The 25891-nt window shown below is 52.8% G+C and carries 22 protein-coding genes; 1 reads left to right on the forward strand and 21 read right to left on the reverse strand.

Going from position 1 to position 25891, the window contains the following annotated elements; all coding sequences use genetic code 11:
* The 15 genes from ftsA to mraZ all read right to left on the reverse strand — a co-directional run.
* A partial coding sequence (ftsA, locus tag VMT62_14925) for a cell division protein FtsA (GenBank protein HVN97720.1) occupies nt 1-489 on the reverse strand: 489 nt, incomplete at its 3' end.
* Nucleotide 490: 1 nt separating this feature from the next.
* A complete protein-coding gene (locus VMT62_14930) occupies nt 491-1192 on the reverse strand; it encodes an FtsQ-type POTRA domain-containing protein (GenBank protein ID HVN97721.1) in 702 nt (233 codons plus the stop codon).
* On the reverse strand, nt 1189-2097 hold the full coding sequence (locus VMT62_14935; GenBank protein ID HVN97722.1) for a D-alanine--D-alanine ligase: 909 nt from the start codon (nt 2095-2097) through the stop codon (nt 1189-1191). The genes VMT62_14930 and VMT62_14935 overlap by 4 nt, the downstream gene beginning before the upstream one ends.
* Nucleotides 2090-2986 (reverse strand): UDP-N-acetylmuramate dehydrogenase, encoded by an 897-nt coding sequence (murB, locus tag VMT62_14940; protein HVN97723.1) that lies wholly within the window; start codon nt 2984-2986, stop codon nt 2090-2092. Before murB ends, VMT62_14935 begins: the two co-directional genes overlap by 8 nt.
* Nucleotides 2968-4344, reverse strand: coding sequence for a UDP-N-acetylmuramate--L-alanine ligase (gene murC, locus VMT62_14945; protein HVN97724.1), 1377 nt, complete (start codon nt 4342-4344; stop codon nt 2968-2970). Before murC ends, murB begins: the two co-directional genes overlap by 19 nt.
* Nucleotides 4331-5389 carry an undecaprenyldiphospho-muramoylpentapeptide beta-N-acetylglucosaminyltransferase gene (gene murG, locus VMT62_14950; protein ID HVN97725.1) on the reverse strand — a complete coding sequence of 353 codons (1059 nt, stop codon included), beginning with the start codon at nt 5387-5389 and terminating at the stop codon, nt 4331-4333. The genes murC and murG overlap by 14 nt, the downstream gene beginning before the upstream one ends.
* A 5-nt stretch (nt 5390-5394) precedes the next feature.
* On the reverse strand, nt 5395-6183 hold the full coding sequence (locus tag VMT62_14955; protein HVN97726.1) for a hypothetical protein: 789 nt from the start codon (nt 6181-6183) through the stop codon (nt 5395-5397).
* Nucleotides 6180-7505, reverse strand: a complete 1326-nt coding sequence (gene murD, locus VMT62_14960) for a UDP-N-acetylmuramoyl-L-alanine--D-glutamate ligase (GenBank protein HVN97727.1) — start codon at nt 7503-7505, stop codon at nt 6180-6182. The genes VMT62_14955 and murD overlap by 4 nt, the downstream gene beginning before the upstream one ends.
* Nucleotide 7506: 1 nt before the next feature.
* The gene (gene mraY / locus VMT62_14965; protein HVN97728.1) at nt 7507-8583 is read right to left on the reverse strand and encodes a phospho-N-acetylmuramoyl-pentapeptide-transferase; all 1077 of its coding nucleotides are present in this window, start codon (nt 8581-8583) and stop codon (nt 7507-7509) included.
* A 1-nt stretch (nt 8584) separates the two neighbouring features.
* The gene (gene murF, locus VMT62_14970; protein ID HVN97729.1) at nt 8585-9943 is read right to left on the reverse strand and encodes a UDP-N-acetylmuramoyl-tripeptide--D-alanyl-D-alanine ligase; all 1359 of its coding nucleotides are present in this window, start codon (nt 9941-9943) and stop codon (nt 8585-8587) included.
* Nucleotides 9930-11384 carry a UDP-N-acetylmuramoyl-L-alanyl-D-glutamate--2,6-diaminopimelate ligase gene (locus VMT62_14975; GenBank protein ID HVN97730.1) on the reverse strand — a complete coding sequence of 485 codons (1455 nt, stop codon included), beginning with the start codon at nt 11382-11384 and terminating at the stop codon, nt 9930-9932. The genes murF and VMT62_14975 overlap by 14 nt, the downstream gene beginning before the upstream one ends.
* Nucleotides 11381-12226 carry a hypothetical protein gene (locus VMT62_14980; protein HVN97731.1) on the reverse strand — a complete coding sequence of 282 codons (846 nt, stop codon included), beginning with the start codon at nt 12224-12226 and terminating at the stop codon, nt 11381-11383. The genes VMT62_14975 and VMT62_14980 overlap by 4 nt, the downstream gene beginning before the upstream one ends.
* Nucleotides 12223-12525: a hypothetical protein gene (locus VMT62_14985; protein HVN97732.1), complete on the reverse strand. Its 303-nt coding sequence runs from the start codon at nt 12523-12525 to the stop codon at nt 12223-12225. The genes VMT62_14980 and VMT62_14985 overlap by 4 nt, the downstream gene beginning before the upstream one ends.
* A gap of 11 nt (nt 12526-12536) precedes the next feature.
* Complete coding sequence (gene rsmH / locus VMT62_14990) at nt 12537-13406, reverse strand: 16S rRNA (cytosine(1402)-N(4))-methyltransferase RsmH (protein HVN97733.1); 870 nt, start codon at nt 13404-13406, stop codon at nt 12537-12539.
* On the reverse strand, nt 13403-13843 hold the full coding sequence (gene mraZ, locus VMT62_14995) for a division/cell wall cluster transcriptional repressor MraZ (GenBank protein ID HVN97734.1): 441 nt from the start codon (nt 13841-13843) through the stop codon (nt 13403-13405). Before mraZ ends, rsmH begins: the two co-directional genes overlap by 4 nt.
* Before the next feature lie 398 nt (nt 13844-14241).
* On the opposite strand from mraZ, the gene greA reads away from it, so the two are divergent.
* A complete protein-coding gene (gene greA, locus VMT62_15000; GenBank protein ID HVN97735.1) occupies nt 14242-14706 on the forward strand; it encodes a transcription elongation factor GreA in 465 nt (154 codons plus the stop codon).
* A gap of 91 nt (nt 14707-14797) precedes the next feature.
* Here the strand turns inward: greA and VMT62_15005 are convergent, their stop codons facing one another.
* The 6 genes from VMT62_15005 to VMT62_15030 all read right to left on the reverse strand — a co-directional run.
* On the reverse strand, nt 14798-16225 hold the full coding sequence (locus VMT62_15005; protein HVN97736.1) for an efflux transporter outer membrane subunit: 1428 nt from the start codon (nt 16223-16225) through the stop codon (nt 14798-14800).
* Between the two features lie 12 nt (nt 16226-16237).
* A complete protein-coding gene (locus VMT62_15010) occupies nt 16238-19363 on the reverse strand; it encodes a multidrug efflux RND transporter permease subunit (protein HVN97737.1) in 3126 nt (1041 codons plus the stop codon).
* A complete protein-coding gene (locus VMT62_15015) occupies nt 19360-22473 on the reverse strand; it encodes a multidrug efflux RND transporter permease subunit (protein HVN97738.1) in 3114 nt (1037 codons plus the stop codon). The genes VMT62_15010 and VMT62_15015 overlap by 4 nt, the downstream gene beginning before the upstream one ends.
* Nucleotides 22470-23693 carry an MdtA/MuxA family multidrug efflux RND transporter periplasmic adaptor subunit gene (locus VMT62_15020; protein ID HVN97739.1) on the reverse strand — a complete coding sequence of 408 codons (1224 nt, stop codon included), beginning with the start codon at nt 23691-23693 and terminating at the stop codon, nt 22470-22472. Before VMT62_15020 ends, VMT62_15015 begins: the two co-directional genes overlap by 4 nt.
* Nucleotides 23694-23988: 295 nt before the next feature.
* Nucleotides 23989-24678, reverse strand: a complete 690-nt coding sequence (locus VMT62_15025) for a hypothetical protein (GenBank protein HVN97740.1) — start codon at nt 24676-24678, stop codon at nt 23989-23991.
* Nucleotides 24679-25397: 719 nt separating this feature from the next.
* Nucleotides 25398-25891 (reverse strand): acetate uptake transporter (locus VMT62_15030; GenBank protein ID HVN97741.1); only part of this gene is annotated, 494 nt, incomplete at its 5' end.

Below are 25891 nucleotides of genomic sequence, written 5' to 3' on the forward strand. Positions count from 1 at the left end.
AGAGATGCTGCCCGTTACGATATGTACCTTGACTTCCAGTCTCACGCCTGTGATCCCCACGGGATCCCTGATACCATCCTGATCATCGACGATAAACTCCTGTGGTATCACATGGATCAGTTCCCTGTCGGCGGGAATGGCCACGGCTTTGGCCGCGTCGATGGCCCGCTCGATGTCGTCCTGCTTCACCTCTTTGTCTTTGATCGCCACAACGCCGTTACTATTGAAGCTCTTGATATGTGCTCCTCCGATGCCGGCAAGACACGCGTCAATCTTAATGCCTGCCATGAGCTCCGCCTCTTCCACGGCCTTCCTTATGGAATTGACGGTGCTGTCCATATTGACGACGACCCCTTTTCTGAGACCGGTGGATGGATGTGAGCCGATGCCGACGATGTTGACCCTTTCCTCCGAGACCCTTCCGACCACGACACATATCTTCGTCGTTCCGATGTCGAGTCCTACGATCAGTTCATCGTCCTTTACCATCTTACCCCTTCCTTTCCTGTATGATTGCACCTTTTTCAAAGCGCGCGTCTATGCATTTTATGAGAAGCCCTCTTCTCTTCGCGTCTTCAAGCACCGCAATTGCACGTTTCAATCTCGTCTTCTGTTCTTCCTTGCCAAGGATGATCTCGACGGGGTCATCGTATCCGAAGATTGTGATGCTCCCCTCTTTGTAAGCGACTTCCGAGACGCTCTCCTTCTTGACAATCCCCTCATCCATCCATCCGTTCACTTCTCTGAAAAGACTTTTTACATCGGATTTGTCTTTCGCACTAATGATGTAAAGTCCCTTGAGCTCACCTCTGGGAAGCGTGCGGTACGGGTCGCCGGATTCATCGAGGACCGTAACAGCGCCCTGATCGTTGACCCAGAGCGCTGAAGGGATCTTCTCCTTTACGTCAATAACCATGGAAAAGGGGTAGACCCTTTTTATCCTGACTTCTCTCACGAAGGGGTGAGACGCGACAACGTCCCTTATTTTGGTTACGTCGATCTTGAGGAGGCTTTCTTTGAGCAGAGGCGATATGCTCCCCATAATATCTTTATCGCTCAATTGATTGATGCCGTTGATCTTCACGTTTTGGAGGAAGAAAAGCGGTTCCTTCCGGGAAGACAGGTAGATCACTGAAAGCACCGCGAGGGCGGCGAGCGGAACGAGAAACAGCATATAGAGGAACTTCTTCATATCTTAAGCGATGCCTCCGAAAGTATTTCCTCAACGAGCCCGTCGAATGTTCTTCCCAGGGCGGCCCACGCCTTAGGCACAAGAGACGTTTCGGTCATGCCGGGAGAGGTGTTGATATCGATGACGAGCGGTCTTGTTTTGTCGACAAGCATATCGATACGTGCGCACCCGGCGAGCCCGAACGTCCTGTATGCATGCAAGGCTATCTGTTGCAGTCTTGAGGTCATGGCCTTGCTTATTTTTGCCGGGACGATATAGTCGGTCATACCTTTGGTATATTTTGCTTCGAAATCGTAGAACCCCTTCTTCGGTCTTACCTCAACGACCGGAAGCGGAGCGCCGTTCACAACGGCAACTGTCACTTCCCGGCCCTCGATGTATTTTTCGATTATGATCTTTTTGTCGTATCGTAAGGCCTCCCTCACGGCTGCGGCCTGATCTTTCTTTTTATGTACAATAGATATGCCTATGGTGGAACCCTCGTTTGCCGGCTTTACCACGAACGGTAGCGGGAACCGGGCATCTTTTCCGTCTTGAACGATCACATATGGCGGTGTGGGGATTCCGGTTGCCTGACAGATGAATTTCATAATGGCCTTGTCCATGGCCATGGAAGAAGCGAGGACCCCCGAGCCGGTATAGGGGATACCGAGGATTTCAAGAAGTCCCTGCACCGTCCCATCTTCGCCCCAACGCCCATGGAGGGCGATGAAGGCGAGTTGAATTTTGTGCCTTTGCAAATTCTCCAGGAGGTCTTTCTGTGCATCTATGGCTACGGCCCGATAGCCGTTCCGCTTGAGGCTCGTGAGAACCGCGTTGCCGCTTTTCAAAGAAATTGCCCGTTCGGACGAGCGGCCCCCGAGGAAGACCCCGATCTTCATATTTTTGAGCGTCCTTCTATGCATCGAACCCCCAGAGCTCCACTTCCTCTTTGAGCGTAACGCCTAATTTTTCGTAGACCTCTTTCTTGATCCTGTCTATCAGATCTTTTACATCCTGTGCTTTTGCCGATCCCATGTTCACGATAAAATTTGTGTGTTTTTCCGAGACGCGAGCCCCTCCCACGGAAAAGCCTTTAAGACCCGCCCTTTCGACGAATTGCCAGGCCGACTGCCCGTTCACACCTTTGAAGATCGAGCCGGCTGATGGGTATTCCATGGGATGCCTCTTCTTCCGTTCGCCGTACACGTAGTCCATGTCTTTGAGAATATCCTTCTTGTCTCTCGCCTTGAGAGCGAACCGTGCACTCACGACACAGTCACACGGGCCGATCGGTGAGTCCCGATAGGTAAAGTTGAGAGCGCTCTTCTCGATAAGAGAGATTGTGTGGCGCGCATCGATAATGCGCATGTCCTGAAGCGTATCGGAAATAGTTTGATCGAAGCTCCCCGCATTCATTTTGATGCCGCCGCCTACGGTGCCAGGTATCCAGTAGAGTTTTTCCAGTCCTGACAGGCCCTTTTCCGCCGCGTCCTTGATGAATGCACGGAGCGATACGCCGCCCGACACTTCGGCGAGGGCGCCATCTTTTGTCTTCGTATAACGGATGCGCTTCATCCTTGTTATCCTGATCAATGCTTCGTCGAGTCCTCGATCACTCACGATTACATTCGTTCCGTTTCCTAAGAACCTGTAGGAGATGTTTCGCTCCCTCATCTGGTCAAGCACCCTTGCGAGGTCAGGCTCATCTGCCGGATACACGAGGTACGCAGCCTGACCGCCCACTCTCATAGAGGTGTATCGTTTCATGGGTACGCCGTGCAATATGGTTCCCTTTATTCCTTTCCACTCCATGCGCGCTTTAATCTCTCGTCTATTTTATAGATGTCCCCGGCCCCGAGCGTGACCACAACATCCCCCTTACGGGCGATTTCCAGAATCTTTTCAGCTGCCTCCTCTTTTGTAGGAGCGAAGAACACGTTCTTGTGCCCGCTCGAGCGTATCCTATCGGCGAGACTCGACCCTGTAATCCCTTCTATTCTGTCTTCCGAAGCCGCGTAAATCTCCGTGACCACGAGCACATCCGCCTCGTTGAAGGAGGTGACGAACTCATCCATCAGCGCCTTTGTTCTTGAATATCTGTGTGGCTGAAAAGCCACGATGATCCTGCCTTTTGACATTTTTCGTATGGCTGAGAGCGTAGCCTTTATCTCCGTCGGATGATGGCCATAATCATCGATAAGCTTGATGTCCTTGTCCCACTTGACCTCAAGTCGCCGGTGAATTCCCGAGAAATTCTTCAGCGCTTCTTTGATCGTCGGAAACGGTATGTCAAGTTCGATGCAGACGCCACAGGCGGCGAGCGTATTGACCACGTTATGCGCTCCGGGCAAGGTTAGCGCGATTTCGCCCAGTTCGTAGCCCTTGTAAATGACCCTGAACTTTGTGATAAAGCCTTCGTAGACGATGTTTTCCGCCCTGAGATCGGCCTGCTTGGAGAAACCGTAGGTCATATATCGTCTCTTGAGGAGCGGTATGAGGCTTTGCAGGTTTGCGTTATCGATGCATATGATATCGAGCCCGTAAAACGGGACCTTGTTGAGAAATGCGGTGAAGGCACCCTTGATTTCATTTAAGTCCTTGTAGAAATCAAGATGCTCCATATCAATGTTCGTGACAACGGCGATGGTCGGGTAGAGCAAAAGAAAGGTACCGTCGCTCTCGTCCGCCTCGGCAACGAGATATTTGCTATCGCCAAGCTTTGCATTGCTGCCAAAACTGTTTAGCTTGCCGCCGATAACACATGTGGGGTCCAGGCCCGCATGAGCGAGGATGGTCGAAATGAGAGATGTGGTTGTTGTTTTTCCGTGGGCGCCGGCTACGGCCACAGAGTATTTCATCCTCATAAGCTCGGCGAGCATCTCGGCCCGCTGGATTACGGGGATAAAGAGCTCTTTTGCTTTTTTCACTTCCGGATTCTCCGGTCGTATGGCTGACGAGATCACAACCACATCGGAGTCCACGATGTTCTCCTCTTTGTGTCCGTAAAATATGCTGGCACCGAGCCCTTCGAGCCGCTCGGTTATATCTGTCTTGCGCACGTCCGAGCCGGTAATCTTGAAACCGAGGTTTAAGAGGACCTCGGCGATGCCGCTCATGCCGATACCACCGATCCCCACAAAGTGAACCCTCTCTATCTTATGAAAGACCATGTTCAATCCCTCCGACGATACGCGAAGCAGCATCATCGACGTAAATCTTGCCCATATTCTGTCCCATCTCATCAAGAAGCTCGGGCTCCTTCATAAGATGCGCGATGATCTCAAAAAGCCTCTCTCCCGTCGCTTCTACGTCAGCGACCACATGGGCTCCGCCCATGCTCTCAACGTACGAGGCGTTCTTCCACTGGTGGTTGCCCGCGGAATAGGGGTAGGGGATAAGGACAGCCGCCTTTCTGAAATAGGCGAGCTCAAAAATCGTGGTGGCGCCTGCCCTGGATATGATGATATCGGAGAGCCGATAGTATTTTTCCATCTCATCGGTAAAAGGGAAAACCTCGTGTGCTACTGGAGTGTCCCTGTACGCGTCATTCACTCGATCAAAATCTTCACGTCCGGTCTGATGATACATAACCATGTTCTTATAGCTTTCGAGATACGGAAGGAGCGTGAGGATCGCATCGTTCACGCTTCGCGCCCCCCTGCTTCCGCCGAAGACAAAGATACCGAAAGTTCCTTTGTTCTTTTCCGCGTGATCTTTTGTGAGCCCCCGTCGTAAGGGATTGCCGCTTAAGCTCACCTTGTTCGGGTCGAGATAGCGCTGCGTCTCATCAAAACTGATGAAGGTCTTTTTGGTAATTCTCGAAAGAAACTTGTTGGCGAGACCCGGCTCTACGTTCTGTTCATGAAGGAAACAGGGGATTCTCATGAGAACGCCCGCGATGATCACGGGAACACAGGTAAAGCCACCCATCCCGAGTATGAAGTGAGGACGCTCGCCTCTCAGGACTGCTACCGACATTGCGATGCCTTGAAGCAGGCCCACAATGGCCAGTACTTTGTAAAGCGGGGATCTTCCGAGAAATTGATGCGCCTTTATATAAAGGAGCCGAAAGCCGGCCTTGGGGATGATAGCACCCTCAAGGCCGCCGGTCGTTCCCACGAAGACTACCTCGTTTTTGTCGTCGCGGGCTAAAAATGCCTCTGCAACGGCAATGCCGGGAAAGATGTGACCGCCTGTTCCGCCCGCACAAATCATGAGCTTCACGCGCGCCCTCCTTCCGACTTCAAGATGAAGCCGATGAGCGGACTCACGAGAACAAGGAATATTGCGGGCTGGTACAAGAGCCCGTTAGACATTCGAGCGCCAAGCACCATAAAGATATCCGTGGCGATATAGAGGAAACCGAAGAAGGAGAGTGTCCTGGTCAGCGCACTCTGTTTCATAGACATGGCGAAGCTCGTAACGAGAAACGCAAACGATGAGAGAAGGAGCACGTACTTCTCCACGGGTGCGAGACCGGTCAAGCCGCTGCCGAAAAGATGCGCGCCCTGTTTGTATGTAAAAATGATCGCGATGAACGTATATCCCGCGATAAAAGGGATGGCGGCCGTCCTGTCCTGGATAAAGAGCGCGAGCATGAGCGCAAGGGAGAAGGAAATCACGAGGAGGATCTCGCCCGTCATATAGAGATTAAAACAAGAGGAAAAGAACAGGATTGACAGGGCGGTCAGATCCTTGAAGAATTCTTTTTGATCGGCTTCGGAGCTCACCAGATAAAACATGATCGCGTAGAAGACAACAAAGACAATGGCAACCCGGAAAGGATATGCAAGATAGATCTTCGGGTAAACAAAGAAGAGAGCGGTGACGAGAAGATTAAGAACAATAAGAGGATATTTCATGGCTTCGATCGCGCGTACGGGGATGCGGTAGACGGCATAGATGGCCGCTAAACCTCCCACCATGAGGAGCACTTTGCTGAAGGTAAACTCCCTCATCAAACCATAAAGGAGACTGACTGTCGCTAAGGTGATGAAAACCTTCTTCACAATGACTCCACTATCTTTCTGAATCTGTTGCCCCGGTCCTTATAATCCTTAAACATATCGAAGCTACTGCACATAGGTGACAAAAGTACCATATCTCCGGATTGAGCCACCTCATAGGCCCTTTTAACCGCGCCCTCCATCGTGCCTTCGGCATAGGTTTTCACTGTGCCCCCCAGTTCCTTGAGGATCTTTTCTTTTGCCTCTCCGATGACGATGAGGGACTTTATCCTGTCGGCAACCTCCCCAATCGCCCGATAACTGCCACCCTTGTCCTTGCCCCCCGCGATGAGAATGATCTTTCCGTCGATGCTCTCGAGGGCCCTCCTTGTGGCGTCCACGTTTGTAGCCTTTGAATCGTTGTAGAACCTGATACCTTTAATGGTCCGAATATGCTCGACCCGATGGGGAAGCCCTTTAAAGCTCTTAAGCGCATCTTCAATGAGAGGCCGCCCGATATCGTAAATATGGGCCGTCAAAAGAGCCGTGAGTATATTCTCGGTGTTGTGCACGCCGAGAAGAGGGGATATTTCTCTCTGATAGACCGTTTCTCGCCCCTTAAGCCTTACATACAGATTTCCATTTCTCGCAAAGGCGCCCTCGCTTAATTCCTGACGCGTGGAGAAGGGTAGTACTTTGGGTGTTCCCTTGATGACCGGCAGGACATTGGTGTTGATGATCGCGTAATCCTTTTCCGTCTGGTTCTCAAAGACTCTGTATTTTGCATCCTTGTAATCGCCGTAGCTTCTGTACCTGTCGAGATGATCTTCCGTGATATTGAGGAGAATGGCCGTATTGGGGCGAAATGTCTCGATGGTCTCAAGCTGAAAGCTACTTATTTCAAGAATGATATACGGGGCAGGTTTGCCTTCGATAACGTAATTGATCAAAGGGTTGCCGATATTGCCTCCCACGAACACGTTGCCGAAAGCCTTTCTGAATATTTCGCCGATAAGTGTTGTAGTCGTGGTTTTTCCGTTTGTGCCCGTGATGGCTATGATCGGCTCACTGATGAACATGGATGCGAGTTCAATTTCGCCGATAATCCTGATCTTCTTTTGCCGGGCTTCTTTGAGCACAGGCAGTTCGCTGTCCACACCGGGAGAGAGTACGATCATAGAGTAACGGAGAAAGTCCTCTTTCCGGTGGGGGCCGAAATGGCCTGTGTAAGATATGCCGGCGAGCGCCCGGAGCGTGGGAGCAAGCTCTGTTTCGCTTTTTTCATCGGCGAGACCGATCTGTTTGCCTCTGCCGCTTAAGAATTTGGCCACGGCGACTCCTGTTGCCCCGAGACCGACGATGAGTATTTTATCCGGCAGGTCCATATTACCTCAGCTTCAACGTACTGAGCGCGATAAGCGCCAATATAATCGATACAATCCAGAACCTTACAACGATCTTTCCCTCGTTCCATCCTTTCAGCTCAAAGTGATGGTGAATTGGGGCCATCTTAAAAACCCTCTTGCCTCTCAGCTTGAAGGAGTATACCTGGATTATGACGGAGAGCGCTTCAATCACAAAAAGTCCTCCGGCGATGACCAAAAGAAACTCCTGTTTGATGATAACGGCGATCGTGGCGAGACCGGCGCCCAGTGAAAGAGAGCCCGTGTCCCCCATGAAGAGCTCCGCCGGGTGGGCGTTGTACCAGAGAAAGCCGATGCCGGCTCCGAGCATAGCTCCGCAAAGGACCGTGAGCTCACCGGCTCCCCGCACATAGAATATTTGGAGATATTGAGCAAATTTCACATTGCCGACGAGATAAGAGAAGAGCAAAAACGTGAGACAGACGGTGATGATGGGACCGATCGCGAGTCCATCGAGACCGTCGGTCAGATTCACGCTATTTGAAGCTCCCACGATCATGAATATACAGAGCAGGATATAGAAATAGCCCAGTTCGGGGGAGACGTTCTTGAAGAAGGGCAGGGTGAGTTGCGTACTGAAGTTGTACTTGAAATAGATCAACAGGCTGACCACAAGGCCGAAGAGAATCTGCAGGGTGATTTTTGTCTTCCCCGACATGCCTTTTCCGTTTCCGAGACGCAGCTTCTTTATGTCATCAAGAAAACCGATGGCCCCGAAGGAGAGCAGCGAAAATGTGACGACCCAGATATAGTAGTCGGTTAGGTCCGCCCAGAGAAGCATGGGAATGAGCGTGGCGATCAGGATAACGAAGCCGCCCATGGTGGGCGTCTCTTTTTTCATTTCGTGCCTGTCCGGCACATCTTCGCGTTTGCCGCTCTTTATCTTCCATTCGTGGAATTTGCGTATCACTACAGGAGTGAGAACGAAGCTGATGATGAGCGCCGTGAGAATGGAGAGGACTGTGCGAAACGTAATATACCTGAATACGTTAAAAAGCGAAAGTCTGGTATGGAGTGCATAGAGGACATAATAGAGCATTTTAGGTAAGCGCCTCCACGATTTCCTCCATCTTTGAGAGTCTCGAACCTTTTACAAGCACCGTGTCGCCTTCCTTAAGTTCGCCCGTTATGTAATCGACGAGGGCGCCTTTGTTCTCAAAGAGCCGCGCCCTTGCCTTCCCCAGTTCGCCATATGTTTCTTTTACCTCTTCCCCGATGAGCGCTATGACGGGGATGTCGGTGGATCTTAAGAAGCGCCCGAGTTCCCGATGGTACCTGGTGCTCTCCTCGCCGAGTTCGCGCATATCGCCGAGGATGATGATCCGTTTCCCCGAAGCGGGAAGCTCAAGGAGCGTTTTGATTGCCCACTTCACAGATGCGGGATTTGCATTGTATGTATCGTCGATTATGGTCGCGCCGCTTCTTGCAGGAACCGGTTGAAACCGTTTGTCGTAAGACCTGAATGCTTCGATGGTATTCCCTATACGCGTCGTATCGACGCCGATACTGTATGCCAGACAAGAGGCGGCGAGAATATTGTACAGATTATGTTTCCCGAGAAGTGCGGTGTGCGCTGAAACGCGCTTATCCGGAAAGGCGATGGTGATCTGAGATCCTTCCCATCCGAAGCGTGCGTCAATGCTCAATTGAACGGACGCGTCATGATCGATGCCATAGGTAACCGGCATGCGTTTTATGTCTTTATAGCGTGGCATGATGTAGGGATCATCGGCGTTGACGAAGACCCTACCACCCTCTTTGGTGAAGTAGAACAGGTCGAGCTTCTCTTCGAGAATCCCTTCTATGGTCTTGAGTCCACTTAAGTGCGAGGGATTGATGTTGGTTATGAGGGACGTATCAGGCTGGGCGGCGTGAGCGAGTCTTTTTATCTCGCCGGGAGCGTTCGTGCCGAGCTCGAAAACGCAGAATTCGGGGTTGCCCTTAACAGAGAGTATGCTCTTGGACACGCCGATAAGATTATTGTAATTCTTTTCGTTGAAGTGAACTGACGATCCGCTCTGAATCATCCTGACCAGAATCTCTTTGGTTGTTGTTTTGCCGTTACTGCCCGTGATGGCGATGCAGGTTGTACGGAGCTTGCTGCGTTTAAAGCGGGCAAGGTCGAGTAGCGCCTGCGTGGTATCATCGACGAGTATGATCGTGCCGGGCAGTTGTTCGCACAGGTCTTCGCGCTTTCTTTCACAGAGTGAGCCGGCGTGCGATCTTTCATATGCAGCCTCTATAAACAGATGACCGTCAAACGTCTCTCCTGTAATGGGTACAAAAAGCTCCCCCTGGCCGATCGTTCTCGAATCAGTCGATATGCCGGTGAACGTATCCGTTTCAAGAGAACGGACTGTACCGCGCACTGCTTCCTTAATCTCGTCAAGCCGCCACATGGAGAGACTCCTCGATCGTTTCCCTGTCGCTAAAATGATACGTGTTGCTACCTATGATCTGATAGTCCTCGTGACCTTTTCCAGCAACGAGGAGTACATCGTTATCCCGCGCAAGCCTCACGGCGTCTAAGATCGCATCCTTTCTGTTCTCGATTATCCTATAGGACGTATTGCCGTTGAGACCCTTCTTGATATCGTCGATAATCCTGGCAGGGTTCTCGCTCCTTGGATTGTCGGATGTGATGATCGTAAGGTCGGCTAAACGGGAGGCGATGCCGCCCATGATGGGCCTTTTGGCCGTGTCTCTGTCGCCGCCGCAGCCAAACACTACGATTAGTCGTCCGGTCTTCAAGCGGTTGAGGAGAAGGAGCACATTTTGCAACGCGTCGGGTGTATGTGCATAATCAACAAATATCGAGATTCCACGGTCGTTTCCCACCCTTTCCAACCTGCCCGGCACACCCTTGAGGCCCTCTATACCCTCTCTGATCTTGTCTGAAGGAGTATGGGTCGCAATCCCGTAAAGCGCGGACGCGAGGATGTTCGAGGCATTGAAGGCGCCGATGAGCGGCGAGACAAGGGACATTTTTTTGTCCATCAAGGCTATCTCAAGGGTTAATCCGTTAATGTCCTCGCCGTATCTTAAGAGATGAGCATCCGCATATCCTCTGATGCTGTATGAGAGTGTCTCTATGGGCGCGCCAATGGCAAATTCGCGAGTGACGGGGTCGTCGATGTTGAGGATGGCAAATTTCTTCTCTTTGGAGCTGACCTTAAGGTAATCCTCAAAAAGGGATTTTTTTGCGGCCTTATAGTGTTCAAAGTCTCCGTGGTAGTCGAGATGATCATGGGTCAAGTTTGTGAATATCCCTACGTCGAACTCAATCGCCTCGACGCGTCTCTGATCCAGGGCATGAGAGGAGACCTCCATGGCTACATATTTCACGTTGGATGCGAGCATATCCTTGAGAAGCCTTTGTGTTTCGGCCGCCCCTGGGGTTGTATTGTCCGCTTTCAATGCCTTCGCATCATATCGATAAGAAATCGTTCCGATCACGCCCGCCTGTTTACGGGCCGACTTCAGGATCGATTCAATGAGATATGTGATCGTTGTCTTTCCGTTTGTGCCGGTGATACCCGTAACGTGCATATGCTTCGAAGGGTATCCGTTAAACTTTGACGCCATCCGTCCCATAGCCCGTGCCACGTCATCAACAACTACGATCGAGGGAAATGGAACGTCGGTCTCGTGATCGGTGATGAGCGCCTTCGCACCTTTCGCCAATGCATCCTGCAGATACGCGCCGCTTTTGCTCGTAGCAAAAAAGAGGTCACCCTCCTTAACCATGCGCGAATCCTTGGTCAAGTCTGTGATGTCCGCGTCTTTGTTGCCTTTCATATTCACCACGGAGATCTCTTTTATGAGACTCGAAAGTTTCACTGTTTAGCGGACCTCCCGTAGATCTCGCAGTCGGTTTCGCCCTTCACCTTTTCATAAGCCTTGGGGTTCTGATCGGTGACAAAGCCGTTCCCGTAAACTCTGATGTTCGAGGTCTTGGCTGCGAGCTTTTCGAGGGCAGCTTTCATGGGGAGGCTAGCGAGGTTGGGCATAACCCACTCCACCTCCTGCACCGCACCTTCTTTTTTTGTTTGTCCCCGGATAGGCGACATGACGAAGCCCCCCGGGCCTTTGTCTATTTCCAAATCACCACAGGCAAAGGGAAAGAGGTACTTCAGGTCGTTAGTTACGTGTCTGTCGAAGAGCGCGAGAAGGGTCGTTTTATCCACCGTGTAGGACCGACCCAGGATGATGTCACCTGCATCAAGTTCGTCTTTGACCGAAATACCGTCCCTTCTTAGCAGATGGAGGAGTTCTTTCTTTCCCACGATCCCCGCGATGCTTTTCAAGCCTTCTTCATCTTTATCTTTCAGGATCTGTAGAGGTCTTTTGAAATCGGCGCTGACACCCGATGCTTTTTTTATGAGAACGAGACCATCTTTTTCTATAAGACCCTCTTTGATTGCGGCAGAGACGATGGGAACGGATATGAAAAATGATGGTTCTCTCTCGGGCTCGGTCGCCGGCACACTTTTACCTGTATAGGGCGTCTTCTCAGGCTCGCGCACGCCGGTCACGGTTAGGGCTGCTTTAGCGGTACTCGTGGGCACCTCGGATGTTCTCTTCATGGAAAATCTGTCGGCAAGATTGAATGCTATGGACATATAAATCAACCCTATGGCGACGAGGATAAAAAAGGCTTTTCTATGAGCCCTTTTATTCATCTCAGTACCAGTACCTCTTCATCTTTCGGTTTCTTGAGCCCGAGCCTCTCCCTGGCCTTGAGCTCCAAGAAGCGTGTCTGGGTGATCCCTGCAAGCTCTGACTTGAGCATGTTATTTGTCTCCGTGATCTGCTTATCCTGGTTCAACTTTTCAATGAGGTTCTCTCTCAACCTGTTGTGGGTGGTCACGGTGAAAAAGCTCGCAGTGGCGAAGATGAGGAGGATGCAGATAATAAGAAGCGTGGAGCGGCTTCGTGCGTATGCCATATCTCTTCTTGCCGAAACATATGATCTTGCCATCGCGTACCCCCTTAAAGCTTTTCCGCTATCCTGAGTTTGGCACTTCTGGAACGCGGATTGGAAAGCATCTCCTTCCTCTGCGGCCGTATGGGTTTCTTGGTGAGCGTTGCAACGCCTAGGGCACCCCGAAAGGTCTGCTTTATCATTCTATCTTCCAGTGAATGAAAAGTGATGACGCCGATTCTGCCTTTCACATTGAGCATATCAATGGCGCTCGCCACGCCCTCTTTGAGGTTCTCAAGCTCACCGTTTACCTCGATCCTGATTGCCTGAAATGTCTTGGTGGCCGGGTGAATTCGGCCGCGACGCCACTTTACGCGGGCGACAATATCGCCAAGTTCCTTTGCCGTCTGAATCGGTCTTTTCTTTCTTGCTTCCACAATGGCCCGGGCAATCTTATGCGCCTTCTCTTCTTCCCCATACTCAAAGAGTATCCGCTCCAGAGCGTTTATCCGATATCCGTTTACAACGTCCCATGCCCTTAGTTCGTCTTTTGTGTCCATTCTCATGTCGAGGTCCGTTTCATCATTGAAACTGAACCCCCGCTTTCCCATTATCTGGTAAACGGATGTCCCCAGGTCAAAAAGAATCCCGTCTATAGACGATACTCCTACCCCCTGTAAGATTTGTCTCAATGTCCTAAAGTTCCCCTTTACCAGTCTTACTCTGTCTTTGAAGTCTCTAAGCGCCTCCTCGGCAATTGTAAGTGCGACCTCATCGGCATCAATCCCTATAACGCGTATTGCGCTAAACCGCTCCAGTATGCCATATGTATGCCCGCCACCGCCGAGCGTCGCATCCACGAACAAGCCATCTTCAATGCCAACCAGATTGTGAAGTACTTCCTCGAGAAGAACGGGTATGTGTGTAACACCATTCAAAGGCCGAGTTCCGACACAATATCTGCGATCTGATCGGGGTCGGCAGTTGCCTGTCGAACCAGTTCTTCCCATTTTTCCTTCGCCCAGATCTCTATCTTTTTGCCTACGCCAACGATAACAACATTTTTCTTGATATATGCATCGGCCTTGAGTGTTTGCGGTATGAGGATTCTTCCGAGTTTATCGAGAGGACATTCGGAAGCACCGGAATAGAAATACCTGAGAAATGTCCGCGCTTCTTTTCGTATGGATCCCGTGTTCGATATTTTATCCTGTATGTTAAGCCATTCCTGGTATGGATAGGCAACGATGCAACCGTCAAGGTTGGTGAGAATTAAACGAAGATCGTGATTTGTGGAGAGCACTTCCCTGAACTTCGCCGGGATGCTCACCCTGCTTTTATCATCGATAGCGTATTCGAACCTGCCTGCGAACAATTTCCCACCTTTTTACACTTTTTACCACTTTAGACATTTTCACTTGTAACGATATGGTTTGTCAAGGGTTTTTTGATGATTTTACGTGGAGAGGATCAAACCTTTTGTGACACAAATTACATTTGTTTCCTGCTTCATAGAACTGTATCTATTTTAGCTCTAATTGAGTCCGCAATCAAGAGCACAACACACCCTTCACATGGGCCTCGCCAAGATGAGACTTAGTCGTGTGCCGACAGGGGCGAATTCAAGCGGCCGACTCTCGCACTCCTTACCGTTTCGCAAAGGATATAAGAGACGACGCAGAAGCCAGCCAATATTGACCTGACGATAAACTGCTTGAAAATTTTCCAGGAACGATATAATCTTTATACCCATTACAATCGGCTGGAGCGATCATGAAAGTCCCTATTACCAGGGAAGGTTATGAAAACCTAAAAAAAGAACACGAGTTTCTTCTCAACGTGAAGAGGCCTCAGATCCTTCAGTTGATCGAGGAAGCGCGGGGACACGGAGATCTTTCGGAGAATGCCGAGTACGATGCGGCAAAGGAGGCCTTTCAGTTTCTTCAAAAGAAGGTCGCCGAGATTGAAGAGATGATCAAAAACTCCGAGATCATCGATGTCAGAGCTGCGAACGGCGAGGCCGTCCAATTCGGCTCAAGTGTTACGCTCACAAATCTCGACACTGATGAAGAGGTGGTATACAGGATAGTGGGTCCCTACGAATCGGACATCAGGAAAGGTACCATATCGATCACTTCGCCGCTGGGGCAGGCGCTCATGGGAAAGTGCGTGGGCGATGAGGTGAATTTCAAGGCGCCCGGCGGAGAGCGCGTCTACGAAGTAATCAAAATCCTTTGAAAGACCAGCATTCGTTTCCTCGTACATGTCTTGGCGGGGCTCCCTACGCCGCCTTGAGGTTCAAGGGCTGCTGCCCCATAGGGCTGTTCTCCTATGGTGTGGATTGCCAGCCACCGCCAAGCGCTTTAATGAGCGTGGCAGCGGCAGTCATTCTCCTTCCCGCTATATCGGCCTCTGCTCTCTCATTGCTTAACGCTGTGGTCTCAGCTACTATCACATTGAGATAGCTCACCGTGCCGGCTCTGTACTGGTTTAAGGTGAGGGCCAATGATTCCTCTGCTGCCTTGACCGCCTCTTTTTGCGCTGCCGCTTCCTGCTCCAGGATGCGAAGCGCGGCGAGGTTATCCTCAACCTCCTGAAATCCCGTGAGCACAGTTTGCCGATAGGACGCTGCTGCAGCGTCATAGGCGGCACGAGCCCCCGCCGTAACCGCGCGGAGCGAGCCCCCTGCGAAGAGAGTCTGGGTAAGGGCGGGACCGAGAGACCAGAAGTGGCTCGGCCATGTAAGCCATGTCGCAGAATTGCCGCTTTCATATCCACCCGATGCACTCAAGGTGACCTTGGGGAAGAAGGCCGCTTTTGCCACGCCGATCTGTGCGTTCGCCGCTGCCACGCGCCGCTCCGCTGCTGCGATATCGGGTCTTCGCTCCAACAGTTCCGATGGCACACCCACAGGGACCGAAGGCGGTGCCAGCGGCGCCGATGCGGAGGGGAGAGAGAACTCGGATGGAGCTTTTCCGATGAAAAGTGCTATGGCATGCTCCAACTGTGCGCGCTGGACCCCGAGATCGATCAATTGAGCCTGCGCGGATTTGAGCTGGGTATCTGCCTGAAGAATGTCAGATTTTGCGGCCACGCCGCTTGCGTAGCGATTCTCAGTGAGTTCAAGTGCTTTCTTGTACGCGTCTACGGTGGCGGTAAAAAGCTTAATTTGAGCGTCCACCGTGCGCAATTGAAAATAGGCCTGTGCCAGTGCAGCCTGAGCGCTCAAACGGACCGATTCGAGGTCCGCGGCCGCAGCTTGCGCGTTTGAACGGCTTGTTTCAACGGTGCGACGAATGCGGCCCCACAGGTCGGCCTCCCAGGAGAGATCCACCGGCAAAAGATAATCCGATACGGGGCTGCCGCCTGCGGACTGGGTCCTTGTAAGTGTGGAGGACCCAAGCGACCGGGTGTAAGACGCGCCACCCGTTACGAATGGAAAATAACTGGCCCGGGCGACCAAAACCAACGCCAGGGCCTCACGATATTGGGCCTCAGCTGCGATGATGGTTTGGTTCGAAATGTTCACCTGCTCTTCCAATTCATTCAATTGTGGATCGTCGAATACTTTCCACCACGCACCTCTGGGTATGGTATCGGCAGGTTTTGATTGTTTCCAGCCTTCAGCCTCTTTGAACGTTTCCGGTACGGACGCCTTTGGCCTCACGTAGTTGGGCCCTACGGCGCAGGCGCTCATGAAGAGACAGAGGGCCATTGCGAGCAATGCGTTTGTCGTGGGAGTTGCTATGCGCTTCACGTCTTTATCACCTCACAAATCTGTAGTAACCTCTTCTTGAACCCCGGGATGGCGCCTCTGCCAGAGGCCTTTCATACGCAATCGGAACCGGTCGAGATAGAGGTACATAACCGGCGTCGTATAGAGGGTGAGCATCTGGCTGAATATGAGTCCTCCCACAATAGCAACGCCGAGCGGTCGGCGAAGCTCGGAGCCAACTCCTCTGCCAAGCGCAAGAGGAAGTCCACCGAGGAGCGCGGCCATAGTCGTCATCATAATCGGTCTGAAGCGCAAAAGGCACGCTTGATAAATGGCCTCTTCTGGGGTTTTTCCCTGCTTGCGTTCTGCCTCGAGGGCAAAATCTACCATAAGTATCCCGTTCTTTTTCACAAGGCCGATGAGCAGAATAATACCGATCAAGGCAATAATGCTGAAATCGATCCGGAGGATCAGAAGAGCGAGAAGCGCCCCCACGCCAGCGGAAGGCAGGGTCGACAGGATCGTGAGGGGATGAACGTAGCTCTCGTAGAGCATTCCCAACACTATGTAGACGGCTACAAAGGCCGCGAGAATAAGCCAAGGCATATTGGCAAGGGCCGCCTCGAAGGCTCGGGCCGTCCCCTGGAAACTGCCTCTGATGTTTCCTGGAAGCCCCATTTTGAAAACCGTAGCCTCTATCTCTTTGACCGCCTCTCCGAGTGATTTGCCCGGCACCAGGTTGAACGATATGGTAACGGCAGGAAACTGGCTCTGATGGTTGACCGCGAGGGATGTGGTATTGCTATCGAACCGGATGAAGGCTGAGAGGGGCACGAGGGCCCCTGTGTTGGAAGGCACATAGATGTCACGAAGGGTCTCCGGCGACTGCCAGAAAGCAGGTTCTACCTCCATGACCGTGTGGTACTGGTTCTTGTATGTGTAAGTAACCGAGACTTGTCTCTGACCAAAGGCATCATAGAGGGTATCGTCAATAGCCTGAGGTGTTATACCGAGCCGGGAGGCCGTGTCCCTGTCGATCACAAGGTTCGCATCGAGTCCCTTGTCCTGCTGATCGCTGTTTACATCGACGAGCGCGGGCAACCTGCGCAATTCCAGCAGGACACGCGGGGCCCATCTGTTAAGGTCCGCCAGGTTCTCACCGGTCAGCGTGTATTGATACAGACCGCCGCCCATCCGTCCTCCCACCCGCAATTCCTGCACGACCTGAAGATAAGTTGGGGCGCCTGCTACCTGGTTGAGCCTTCTCCGCACCCGTCCGATTACCTGTACTGCGCTGCTTCTGCGCTGTTCGTTTGGCTTGAGTGCGATAAAGAGGCGGGCCGTATTTGTAGTTGCGCCTCCTCCGCCCGAGCTTGAGGTAAACCCGGCTGCGCTCTCCACATCTGGATCGGCTTTGATAATGTCAATCACCTGACCGAGCTTTGCCTTCATGGCCTGAAATGATATGCTCTGTTCGGCTATGATAGTGCCGGTAATACGCCCTGTGTCCTGCTCCGGAAAAAACCCTTTGGGACTAAAGACGAAGAGCCCAACGCTTGTGATCACGCAGGCCACCACGAGCATGAGCATGAATCTCGGTCTCTTTAATGCCCACCTGAGAGTTGTTTCGTACCGGCTGTGCATGAGGTTGAACAGTCTCTCGCTCATCCTGTAGGCCCTGTTGTGGGCGATGGGAGACTTGCCGGGCCTCAATAGTCTGGCGCACATCATGGGCGTCACTGTAAGCGAGACCACCATGGACATGGCCACGGCCGCGCTCAAGGTGACGGCAAATTCACGCAACAGACGCCCGGGAATGTCGGCCATGAGAAGCAGCGGGATGAAAACTGCGATAAGAGAAGTGCTCATGGACAGAACGGTGAACGTGATCTCCTTTGATCCTTTGAGCGCTGCGTCCATAGGAATTGAGCCCATTTCGATGTGGCGCGTCGTGTTTTCTAGCACCACGATGGCGTCGTCGACCACGAAGCCTGTTGCGATGGTGAGCGCCATGAGCGAAAGGTTGTCAACGTTGTAACGGAGGAGATACATAACCGCAAAAGTCCCGATAAGAGAAAGGACCACGGCAGTTGCCGGTATCACCGTGGCGCGGACGCTCCTCAGAAAGACGAAAACCACGAGGATGACGAGGAGCGCCGAGATTATGAGGGTGGTTCGCACGTCCCGCAGAGAACCCCGGATCGGGGGCGTTCGGTCCTGTAGCACGGTGGCCTTCACGCCGCCTGGCATGGCGGCCTCCAACTGTGGGATGACGGCACGGACCCTGTCCACGGTTTCGATGATGTTGGCCCCGGGCTGACGGAAGATAATAACCATGATAGCCGGTTTACCGTTTACGAGTCCCGTGGCCCTCACGTCCTCCACGGAGTCCGTCACCTGCGCGATGTCAAAGAGTCGCACCGCTGCGCCCGACCGGTACGAAACGATAATGGGCTCGTACTGAATTGCCCGCTGCATCTGATCATTCGTATCAATCTCCCATGCATGCATTCCGTCTGATAGCTGTCCCTTGGGACGGTTTACGTTCGTAGTGCTCAAAACACCTCGGACATTTTCGAGACTGATACCATACTTGTTGAGCGCCGTGGGGTTGAGATCCACGCGCACCGCCGGGAGCGAACTTCCTCCGACGATGATTTGACCCACGCCGTCCACCTGCGATAATTTCTGTTGCATGATGCTCGAGGCTGCGTCGAACATTTGCGCCGTTGTGACCACGTCGGATGTAAGGGCAATAAGCAGGACAGGCGCATCGGCGGGGTTTACTTTGCGATAGTAAGGGTTGGTCGGCAGGTTTGCCGGCAGATAACCCCGGGCCGCGTTGATTGCGGCCTGTACGTCCCGAGCAGCGCCGTCGATATTGCGGTTCAAGTCAAATTGCAGGACAATACTCGTGGTGCCCCGGTTGCTCGTCGAGGTCATCTCGGTGACGCCGGCAATGCGTCCGAACTGACGCTCGAGCGGTGTGGCAACGGAAGTGGCCATTGTCTCCGGATTGGCTCCAGGTAACGATGCACTCACATAAATGGTCGGAAACTCAACAGGCGGCAAGGGCGACACGGGGAGGAGACGCAGGGCAATGAGTCCCGCCAAAGCAAGGGCGATAGCGAGAAGTGTTGTGGCGATGGGCCTGCGTATGAAGATTTCTGAGATATTCATATCTGGTCAGCGAGCCGTTTTTGATCCTGCTCGCGAGCGGATCTTCCACTGATCTGTTTTGCCAGTCGGTCAAACCAGAGATAGATCACGGGCGTAGTGTACAGGGTAAGCATCTGGCTGATGATCATTCCCCCTACGATAGCGATGCCGAGAGGATGACGAAGCTCAGAGCCCACGCCGGTTCCTATTGCCAGAGGCAGCGCCCCGAACAGCGCCGCGAGTGTCGTCATCATGATAGGCCTGAAGCGCAGAAGCGCTGCCTGGTAGATGGCTTCAACGGGTTGTTTGCGTTCTTTGCGCTCGGCTTCGAGTGCGAAATCGACCATCATAATGCCGTTCTTCTTCACAATGCCGATCAAAAGAATTATGCCAATCAGGGCGATGACGCTGAAATCGGTGCGAAAGGCGATGAGTGCGAGAAGGGCGCCCACGCCGGCAGAAGGCAATGTAGACAGGATCGTGACGGGATGGATATAACTCTCGTAGAGAACCCCGAGCACAATGTAAACAGTAACGAGCGCTGCCAGTATGAGAAGGGACTCGTTGGTCAAAGAATTCTTGAACGCCTGGGCCGTGCCCTGAAAACTTCCAACTATCGAGGCAGGTGGGTTCAGATCGGTCTCTGCCGCCTCCACTGCTTTTACGGCCTCACCCAGGGACGCCCCGCGATCGAGGTTAAAGGAGACGGTGACGGACGGGAATTGCCCCTGGCGGCTCACAAGAAGGGGTCCTGTCGTTTCGGTTATGTGGGCAAATGCGCTCAAGGGTATCTGTCCGCCTGTCACGCTCTGCAGGTAGATGCTGTTAAGTCTGTTGGGGTCTTGCATGAAATCTGGTTTGACGGCGAGGATGACGCGATACTGGTTGAGCTGGGTAAACATGGTAGAGACGATGCGTTGACCGAAGGCGTCGTAGAGCGTATCGTCAACCGCCTGGGGGGTAATGCCCAGCCTGTAGGCTGTGCTACGGTCGATATCGAGCGCCACGCGGAGGCCCTTGTCCTGCTGATCGCTGCTCACATCCCGCAGTTCCGGACGCTCTCGCAACGCGGCTACAAGCTTGGGGGCCCAGTTGTATAGTTCATTTGCGTCAGGGTCTTCCATGGTGTACTGGAACTGTGTGCGGCTGACCCGCGCGTCCACGGTCAGGTCCTGCACAGGCTGCATATAGAGCGTAACGCCCTCCACCTTTGCAAGCTCAGGTTGCAGGCGCCGTATAACCTCTGTGGCGCTCACTTTCCGCCTCGCCAGCGGCTTGAGGTTGATGAGGACTCGTCCGCTGTTCATCGTAGCGTTGGTGCCGTCTACACCGATAAAGGAAGAGAGGCTTTCTACAGCGGGGTCTAAGAGTATCACGCGGGCGAGGGCCTGCTGTTTCTCGGCCATGGCGGAGAATGACGCAGATTGCGGCGCCTCGGATATGCCCTGTATAACCCCCGTGTCCTGTACGGGGAAGAACCCCTTCGGGATCACGATATAGAGGGCTACGGTGAGCACAAGAGTGAGGGCCGCCACTATCAGCGTAGCGCGTTGCCGCTTAAGAACCCATTTGAGCGACGTGCCATAGGCCTCAATGATACGTTCGAAGGCGCGGCCTGAGGTCCTGTAAAACCTACCTTGAGCTGCTTCTTCTGTATGTTTCAGCAAGCGAGCGCACATCATGGGCGTGAGTGTGAGTGATACGATAGCGGAGATGAGGATGGTGACGCCCAGGGTCACGGCAAACTCACGGAAGAGCCGTCCCACCACGTCTCCCATAAACAGAAGAGGGATCAGAACCGCGATCAGGGAGATAGTGAGTGACAGGATGGTAAAACCGATCTGTTTCGATCCTTTGAGGGCTGCTTCAAGAGGAGTGGCGCCCTGCTCCATGAACCTCGCGATATTTTCGATCATCACAATGGCGTCATCCACGACGAAACCCGTGGAAATAGTGAGCGCCATCAGAGAAAGGTTGTTAAGGCTGAAACCGAGAAGATACATGGCCCCGAAGGTGCCAACGAGGGAGACCGGCACCGCGATGCTGGGGATGATTGTCGCCGAAAGATTGCGCAGAAAAAGGAAGATGACGAGCACCACGAGGGCGACAGCCAGCATGAGTTCAAACTGCACGTCGTGGACCGATGCGCGGATTGTTGTGGTTCTGTCAGTAAGAATGGAGACCTCTATTGAGGGCGGAAGAGAAGCAGCGAGCTGTGGCATGAGCGCCTTCACTCGGTCCGCTACCTGGATGACGTTGGCTCCGGGTTGGCGCTGGATATTGAGGATAACCGCCGGTGTCGTGTTGGTCCAGGCAGCCTGCTGGATGTTCTCGGCGCCGTCAATGGCATCGGCCACATCCGACAGGCGGACCGGTGCGCCGTTCTTATATGCGATGATGAGGCTCGCATATTGTTTGCTTGAGAAGAGCTGATCGTTTGCGTCGATGATGTACGACTGTCTGGGACCATCAAAACTTCCCTTGGCCTGATTCACGTTTGCCGTGCCCAGTGCGGAGCGAACGTTTTCAAGGGTGAGGCCATACGCGGCAAGAGTGGCAGGATTGACATGGATCCTCACTGCAGGCCGTTGACCCCCGCTGATCGCCACGAGTCCCACTCCGGGCAGCTGGGATATTTTTTGCGCAAAACGGGTATCCGCCATATCTTCCACAACTGGCAGTGGCTGAGTTTTGGATGTGAGGGCGAGCGTCAGAATAGGCGCGTCTGCCGGATTTACCTTGCTGTACACAGGTGGCGTCGGAAGATCGCGGGGCAAGAATGTGAAAGCCGCGTTGATTGAAGCCTGGACCTGTTGCTCGGCCACGTCAAGAGGGAGGGTGAGGCTAAACTGCAATGTGATGATCGAACTTCCGCTCGAGCTTGTGGACGTCATCTGTGCAAGTCCCGGCATGATTCCGAACTGACGCTCCAGCGGCGCGGTCACCGCTGAAGCCATGACGTCGGGGCTTGCGCCCGGATAGAACGTACGCACCTGAATTGTCGGGTAATCGACCTCGGGCAGCGCAGATACAGGCAACTGATAATACGCGACAGCCCCGGCGAGGAATATGGCCACCATGAGGAGCGTCGTGGCCACAGGTCGAAGGATAAAAGGTCTGGAGATATTCATCCGTGTGCCTTTCCGGATGCTTTCTCGCCGCCGCCCCTGATTTCCACCTTTGCGCCCTCTCTTAACCTCTCTGCACCGTCCGTGACCACGATCTCGCCTTCCGCGAGCCCCTTGTTTATTGATGCGTTGCCGTTTTGCATTTCACCCACTTCCACCGGGCGTACGTTCACTACGTTATCCTTGGTCACCACATAGACGAACATACCCTGGGGACCCCGCTGAATCGCGGATGAAGGCACAATGATCACGCCGCGCTTCACGTCGATAAGCAGCCTCGCATTCACAAACTGGTTTGGAAATAGCTCATGGGCTTTGTTCGGGAAAACCGCTCTGAACTTTACTGTGCCTGTATTTGGGTCGACTTGGTTGTCGATGGTGAGTAGTGTGCCGTCAGCGAGCTTGTTCTTGATCTCTCTATCGTACGCTTCGACATGCATGCTTTGGCCGGTTTTGAGTCGCTGAAGGACCTGCGTGAGGTAGTCTTCCGCGATGGGGAAGATCACGGTTATGGGTTCCAGTTGGGTGATAACGATCAGGCCGTTTGTGTCGGCGGCATGGACAATATTGCCAGGATCAACAAGACGCAAACCGATGCGCCCGGCCACCGGGGCGGTGATCCGGCAGTAAACGAGCTGGAGCTTCGCGCTATCGATCTGCCCCTGGTCCGCCTTCACAATGCCGTCATACTGCGTCACAAGCGCTTCCTGAGTGTCGAGCTGCTGTTTGGGAATGGAGTCCTGTTGCCAGAGTACCCGATATCTTTCCAGGTCTACACGGGCGTTCTTCAAAAACGCCTGATCACGGGCCAACTGGCCCTCAGCCTGTGTTAGCTGGACTTCGAACGGCCTTGGATCGATCATGGCCAACACATCCCCCGCCTCTATGGTTTGACCTTCTTTGTACTTGACCTCCATCAACTGGCCGTCCACGCGGGTCTTGACCGTGACCGTGTTGACGGGGGTCACTGTACCAAGTCCGGTGAGATATATGGGCATATCACTCTTTACGGCCGCCGCTGCCGCGATAGGGACACCCGGAGCCGTTGTCTGGGCCTTTTGCGCGGCAACCCTTGCTTTAATGGCCGGTCTTACGAGAACTATGTAGATCCCGACGGCGATAATAAGCGCCACAGCCGTTATCTTCCACCACAGTCCGGATCGTGAAGGTGGTCTGCCCGCTCCAGACGTTAGATTATTTCCCATCTCATTCTCTGATGTCATTTTGGCACCTCGGCGGTGATACTTCACCGTTTCGAATTTTTCAGTCTCTCCAGGCTGAATAGGTTTTCCCACCCGTCGTACCGGACCTATATATATCAGATTTTTTCATGATATGTCTCTATAATATGTCGCTCATAGGATAACCGCAAGGAGCGCTTCGCCTTCACCTTTTTCATGAATTGTTTCCCGATCGTTTATCCGTGAGATGGATGCCATGAAGATTCATGCGGCATCCATCTCTGACGGGGTTATATATAGTGGTCGGGGAAATCTCCCGTAGATTGAAAGATGACCCTCAGAACTTGTAGCCGAGCGACAGAGCGCCGCCGATTCTTTCCTTAAGCTCTGTCTCTGCCGTGAGAAATAACTTCTGCGAAACCACGGGGACCCTTATTCCAAGAAATCCGCCGACATTGCCCCTTTCCTGTATGTCATCCTGCGGGTTTATCATCCCTGTGTCGCTGTCCGCCCGGTGCACATAAGCAAATGGTCCGCCGTATACGGTCAGGTTTCGGTCACCCGCCTTGATCGCGTACTGGGCAGAAACACCGAGGTTGAGATCCCACTCGTTCTTTGTCACGCCTGAGTGGTCTGCATACAAGCTGCCTTGTAAAAAAGGCCCCAAGGCAAAGCTTCCGTTTCGGTAGAGCACCCCCTTGGTTCCGAGGCTCCCAAAGAGTTTGCCCCCATCGGTGGAACGGACCTGAAGGTCGCGGTCATAGAGGCGCTCATCGGCGCCCCCTAATGCGCCGTTTACCTCCCAGTCCTTGAGGAAGGTATAAGAACCCTGCACATAGTATTCGTGGGACTTGGCGCCGAGGCGGTCATCGCCTTGCTTCATCTTATCCCTGTCAATCCCGTAACCTAAGCCCAGGGAAAACTTACCCGTATCGGCGAGAGGCTCAGGCGGGCCGAATTCCGCTGCAGAAACGTTGGAGACGATTGCCATGAGAATTATTAAACATGGGATAAAACTTCTCTTCATAAATTGTTTCCTCCTCAATGAGACGTGTTTCACTCATTTACTGGTTGGCCGCCGTGGGCGGCGACGAAGGGCACGGCGCGTCATCCACATCCGGGCGCAAGGCCCCTGCGAGAGCGCCGTGACGCGACGCTAAACTCTCACGTCAAAGGAGGAAAGAGGGGGTGCACGGGTGGCGGTATTCGGGGTGAGAGTTTCGGATCGCAAGACGTACGGGCCGATACGTGAGAGATAGCTTTGCCCGTGAAAGACTTCGAAGGTGAATGCCTGTGTTTGAAGGGCTGTGCAGTCTGTATCCTGCTGACATGTTTGAAGCAGGTTGTCAGTATCGGTTACGAGTATCGCAGACTTTGTGGTCTCCCCTAAGGTGAACACAAGTACAACGAGAAACAACGATACTACCCTCAGGCAGACGTATCTGTTTACAATACGATTGTGCAGGCGAACCTCCTCATCTGGAGTTCTTCAGCAAAGCCCATGCCAGATCGCCTTCCTACGGAATGTTCATGACTTAAGAGGTTTCGGGCATAAAAACTTCAGCGTAGACGCGACAGAGAATGTCGAATTGACTAACCTAACACGACAAAAGTGTCGGCCGTAGTGGATAAGGGAAGTGAAGCCACTAAAAATTTACCGCCGATTCCCATGAATGACTCTATCGTTTCATGAGAATCGGCGGCGCTTAAGGACTCACAAACATCTATCGGCTTCGTGCCGGTTCGCTATGCCTTTTTGATCTCTCCTATGGGAAGCACGCATTTGCCGTGTACCTCGTTCAAAACCTCTGCCATGGCGAGATATATCGCTGAGAGACCGCAAATGATGCCCTCGTAACCGGCGAGGACGATTATCCCGTGATTACCCGTCCAGTTACCGATCGCAAGGAGCCAGAACAATACGGTGAGGCTCAGAAAAACAAACTGTATCCCCCTGTTTTTCCCGAAAGTACCGAACCACATGAAGAACGTAAAAAGACCCCACATGAAGAGATACCATCCCATGAAGGCCTCGGAATTGCCGGGCAGATTCTTGAACGTGACGATAAATACGAGTGACCACCAGAAGAGTCCATAAGAGGAGAAGGCCGTAACGCCGAACGTGTTGCCCTTCTTGTACTCCAGGATGCCCGCAATGATTTGGGCAATTCCGCCGTAACAAAGTCCCATGGCGAGGATCATGGAACCGAGGGGAAAAAAACCGGCGTTGTGGATATTGA

The sequence above is a fragment of the Syntrophorhabdaceae bacterium genome (genome assembly GCA_035541755.1).
In the GTDB taxonomy this organism is placed as follows: domain Bacteria; phylum Desulfobacterota; class Syntrophorhabdia; order Syntrophorhabdales; family Syntrophorhabdaceae; genus PNOF01.